This is a genomic window from Pseudovibrio sp. POLY-S9, from assembly GCF_001431305.1.
Taxonomy (GTDB): Bacteria; Pseudomonadota; Alphaproteobacteria; order Rhizobiales; family Stappiaceae; genus Pseudovibrio.
In genome coordinates this window covers 40,487-44,771 of sequence record NZ_LCWX01000163.1, presented here as the reverse complement: position 1 = coordinate 44,771, position 4,285 = coordinate 40,487, and the positions used below count along the sequence as shown (strand labels likewise).

2 protein-coding genes and 2 pseudogenes are annotated in these 4,285 nt (G+C 53.0%); 1 reads left to right on the top strand and 3 read right to left on the bottom strand.

Annotated features, from left to right (window positions below; translation table 11 throughout):
* A pseudogene (locus PPL9_RS31365) lies at positions 1-379 on the bottom strand (MarR family transcriptional regulator); the annotation flags it as partial.
* Positions 380-520: 141 nt separating this feature from the next.
* Complete coding sequence (gene topA / locus PPL9_RS14530; protein ID WP_057463364.1) at positions 521-3,316, bottom strand: type I DNA topoisomerase; 2,796 nt, start codon at positions 3,314-3,316, stop codon at positions 521-523.
* Positions 3,317-3,608: 292 nt separating this feature from the next.
* On the opposite strand from topA, the gene PPL9_RS32000 reads away from it, so the two are divergent.
* Positions 3,609-3,839: a hypothetical protein gene (locus PPL9_RS32000; RefSeq protein WP_152986706.1), complete on the top strand. Its 231-nt coding sequence runs from the start codon at positions 3,609-3,611 to the stop codon at positions 3,837-3,839.
* A 12-nt stretch (positions 3,840-3,851) separates the two neighbouring features.
* On the opposite strand, the pseudogene PPL9_RS14525 reads toward PPL9_RS32000, so the two are convergent.
* A pseudogene (locus tag PPL9_RS14525) lies at positions 3,852-4,285 on the bottom strand (DNA-protecting protein DprA); the annotation flags it as partial.

The following is a 4,285-nucleotide window of genomic DNA, read 5'->3' as shown; positions in this document are numbered from 1 at the left end:
CCTGATCGTCCAGCAGTTTCACAAGGGCACGGTCGCCGATGCCTGGGACGGGGTTGAATTTGTTTTTGTTCTTTTGCGACAAGACGAGAACGTTCGGTGGCTCTCCATGCTCTTCATCCCAGTTCATCGGGATGCCGAGGAGCTCACCGTCAGCAGTTCTGCTTGTGATTTTTACAACAAAGACAGGAGGAAGATCGCCTGGACGCAACATGCGTTTCCGGCGTTTTTCGAGATGACCAGCTTCAGTCAAATCTCTCAGCATTCGTTTGAGGGGGATGCGCGCTGCGCCGACGATACCAAAATGGCGGGCGATTTCGCGTTTACCAGCTTTGCCGGGATTGTCGGCAATAAACTTCAGAATGTCTTCGCGGGATGGCATTTCTGCCGGTCCCTTGTGTCTTTTTTCAGTGGCCTTTTTTCGGCTCAATGTATCTCATCCAGTGCGGCTTTTATGCCGCGAAAAGGGGCTCCCGATGAACGGAAGCCCTTATGTTTCGTTGTCCGGAGAGTAACGGGGATCTTAATCCTTCTTCGCGTTGATCAGCTCGATTGCCTGTTCGCGGGTTACCGTCTCCGGGTCTGTTCCTTTTGGCAGGGAGGTGAACTCCTTGCCCCATTTGATCCGAACGCCGAGGCGGCCGCTGTCGCGCAGCTCCATCGCTCCACCATCCGGATGATCGCCAAGTTCTTTCAGTGCCCCTTTGGGCGCTGCTTTCTTGGCCGTTGTTTTCTTTGCAGCTGCCTTTTTGGCAGGCGCTTTCTTCTTACCTTTTGTTGCTGCCTTGGCGTTTACAAGCTCTGTTGCCTGTTCCAGCGTGACAGCTTCTGGTGCAACGTCCTTTGGAAGGGTTGCGTTGATCTTTTCCCACTTCACGTAGGGGCCATAACGACCGCTGTATACGTTGATGGCGCCGCCATCGGGGTGGTCACCAAGTTCTTTGAGAGGTTTTGCGGCAGCTCCGCGGCCTCCGCCCTTGGCACGCTTTTCTGCCAAAAGGGTTACGGCGCGGTTGATGCCGACGGAGAAGACTTCGTCCGGGCTGTCCAGGTTGGCATAGGTGCCATCATGTAGCACGAACGGTCCAAAACGGCCCAGACCTGCGGAAATGGTCTTGCCATCTTCTGGATGAGTGCCGACTTCGCGTGGCAAGGAAAGCAACTGAAGGGCTTTCTCCAGATCCAGATCGGCAGTGCTCCAGCCACGTGGCAAGGACGAGCGCTTTGGTTTGGCTTCTTCACCTAGCTGTACATATGGGCCGAAACGGCCTGTGCGCAAGGAGACTTCCAAACCGGTTTCCGGATCAATGCCCAAAACCTGAGGTCCGTCTGCTGCTGCACCCGCATCAGATGTGCCGCCTGAGGTGAGCTGACGTGTATAATCACAATGTGGCGGATTTTCGTTTGGTTCTTTGCCGTCTTTCTTGTTTTTGTTGTAGTTGGAACAACCAACAAACGCGCCGAATTTGGAGACTTTCAGTGACAAGCGACCGGTTTCACATTTCGGGCACTTGCGTGGATCAGAGCCATCTTCCTTGTCTGGGAAGACGTGTGCTTTGAGGGTTTCGTTCAGGGCATCCAACACTTCTGTGTTGGAGCGCTTAATCACCTCATCACAAATTTCGTGGAACGGGTTCCAGAAGTCACGCAAGACGGCCTTCCATTCCAGATCGCCAGCTGAAATCTTGTCGAGCTGGTCTTCAAGGCTTGCTGTGAAGTCATACTCCACGTAGCGATTGAAGAAGTCTTCAAGGAATGCAATTACCAGACGACCTTTGTCCTGTGGGATCAGGCGTTTCTTGTCCAGATCTACGTATTCGCGATCGCGCAGAGTTTGCAGCGTTGCGGCGTAGGTGGACGGGCGACCAATCCCCAGCTCTTCCATCTTCTTCACCAGTGTTGCTTCGGTGAAGCGTGGTGGAGGTTCAGTGAAGTGCTGGTTGGCTTCAATGCCTTTACGACCGAGGCTGTCGCCCTTTGTCATTGGCGGCAGGCGTTTGCTTTCCTCGTCTTCCTCATCATCTTTACCTTCCTGATAAAGAGTGAGGAAGCCATCGAAACGGACAACAGAGCCAGATGCGCGCAGGGCAGCTTTCTTGGCGCCGTTTGCAGCTTCAATGTCAACAGTGGTGCGCTCCAGAACAGCAGATTCCATCTGCGAGGCAATGGTACGCTTCCAGACCAGCTCATAAAGGCGTGCGCCGTCTTCGTCGAGGAACTTTGCCATGTCCCGCGGGTGACGGGACAAGTCGGTCGGGCGGATCGCTTCGTGCGCTTCCTGAGCGTTTTTGGCTTTGGACGTATACACCCGTGGCTTTTCAGGAACGTACTCATCCCCATAACGGGAGCCGATGACGGCGCGCGCGCTTTGAATTGCTTCTGGAGCGATCTGCACACCATCGGTACGCATATAGGTGATCAAGCCAGTGGTTTCACCGCCGATGTTCGCGCCTTCATAAAGCTTTTGCGCAACCTGCATGGTGCGTGCTGCTGCAAAGCCGAGCTTACGGGAAGCTTCCTGCTGAAGGGTAGAGGTGGTGAAGGGCGCATATGGATTACGTCGTTGTGGCTTGCTCTCAACATTGCTGACAGAGAAGCTCGCACCTTCAAGCATCTGCTTGATCGCTGTGGCTTCCTGCTCGTTCTTAATGTCGAGGCGCGTAATCTTCTGGCCGTCAAAATTGGTGATGCGTGCCTGAACCGGCGCGTTTTCCGGTGTGTTCAGGTTTGCCAGAATGGACCAGTATTCCTGAGAGAGGAATGTCTCGATCTCGTTCTCGCGCTGACACACAAGGCGCAGCGCAACGGATTGCACGCGGCCTGCTGAGCGGGCACCTGGCAGCTTGCGCCACAGAACTGGAGAGAGCGTAAAGCCCACGAGATAGTCGAGTGCACGACGAGCCAGATACGCGTCGACAAGCGGCACATCCAGTTCGCGCGGATTTTTCATTGCTTCCAGAATGGAATTCTTGGTGATCGCGTTGAATACCACGCGCTCGACCTTCTTATCCTTCAGGACGCGTTTCTTTTTCAAAACTTCCAAGACGTGCCAAGAAATGGCCTCTCCTTCGCGGTCGGGGTCAGTTGCGAGAATAAGGCGGTCAGCCTCCTTCACCGCGTTGGCGATATCCGACAGGCGCTTTTGAGATTTGGAATCGACAGACCAAGACATGGCAAAGTCGTCGTCCGGCAGCACGGAGCCGTCCTTTGGAGGCAGGTCGCGCACATGGCCGTAGGACGCCAGAACTATATAGTCCTTGCCCAGATATTTATTGATGGTCTTGGCTTTCGCCGGTGATTCCACAATGACTACGTTCATTGATTTCCTGGCTTTCGCGTAAATCTCGTCTTGGAATTGATAAATCAAAAACCGTTTTATGAGTCGAACCGACACAATCTCGGATGACTTCGCGGCTGTCAAATGGCCTTTTCAGATCAATTGGTCAAGAGCGGAAAAGCCACTCCCTTAATTTTCCTTGGGTCATATTTTGGTTGCGCTTGCTAATTTACGCAACCTAAGGTAATGGCTTTACTTGCTGTAACCCTCAGATTGCAAAGCGCTTTTTACCATCTGAGGCTTGTGTCATGGTTGCATAAGAAGGTTAAAAAGCTTGCGTAATTACCCGTTGCCGAAAAATGACAGAACAATCGAAACACGTGACGTAGCAGAGTACTGCGCCAAAATGTGTCGTGAATTGAGTGACATGGCGCGATCGCAGAGGCTCGACCTGCTGAGGTACTTATTGCTTCTGGCTCAAAAAGAAGCGGAAGCTCAATCCGGTGGATTACCGGACCCTGTTGAGGTTGAGGACTTGGATCTGGAAAACAACGAAACCGACTAAGACGCAAAATTGTCACGCTCTGTCAGAATGTATCAAAGAAAGCTTGTTGGGTTTGTGCCGCTCCAAGCGTCCGGCCAGTTCGATCTCCAGCAGGATGAGTTGAAGCGTCTGTAAGGTGACACCGGTAAATCGCAGGAGTTCATCCTGATCTATGGGTGTCTCACTCAGTGCATTGATGATGGCATGTCTGTCCTGTTCTTTGGCATTGAGCGGGTTTGTGGTCTCGTCTGCATCTGCCTGCTCCAAGGCTGGCCAACCCATGGCAGGTTCGTCAATCCCCTGATGAAGTGGCAAGGACATAGAGATTTTGGGTTCCATGATCTCCAGAATATCGTCAGTCGATTGAATGAGCGCGGCGCCTTGCTGGATAAGTTTGTTGGCGCCGACTGATCGAGGATCTAATGGAGACCCCGGGACTGCCAATATCTCTCGGTTCTGTTCCAGTG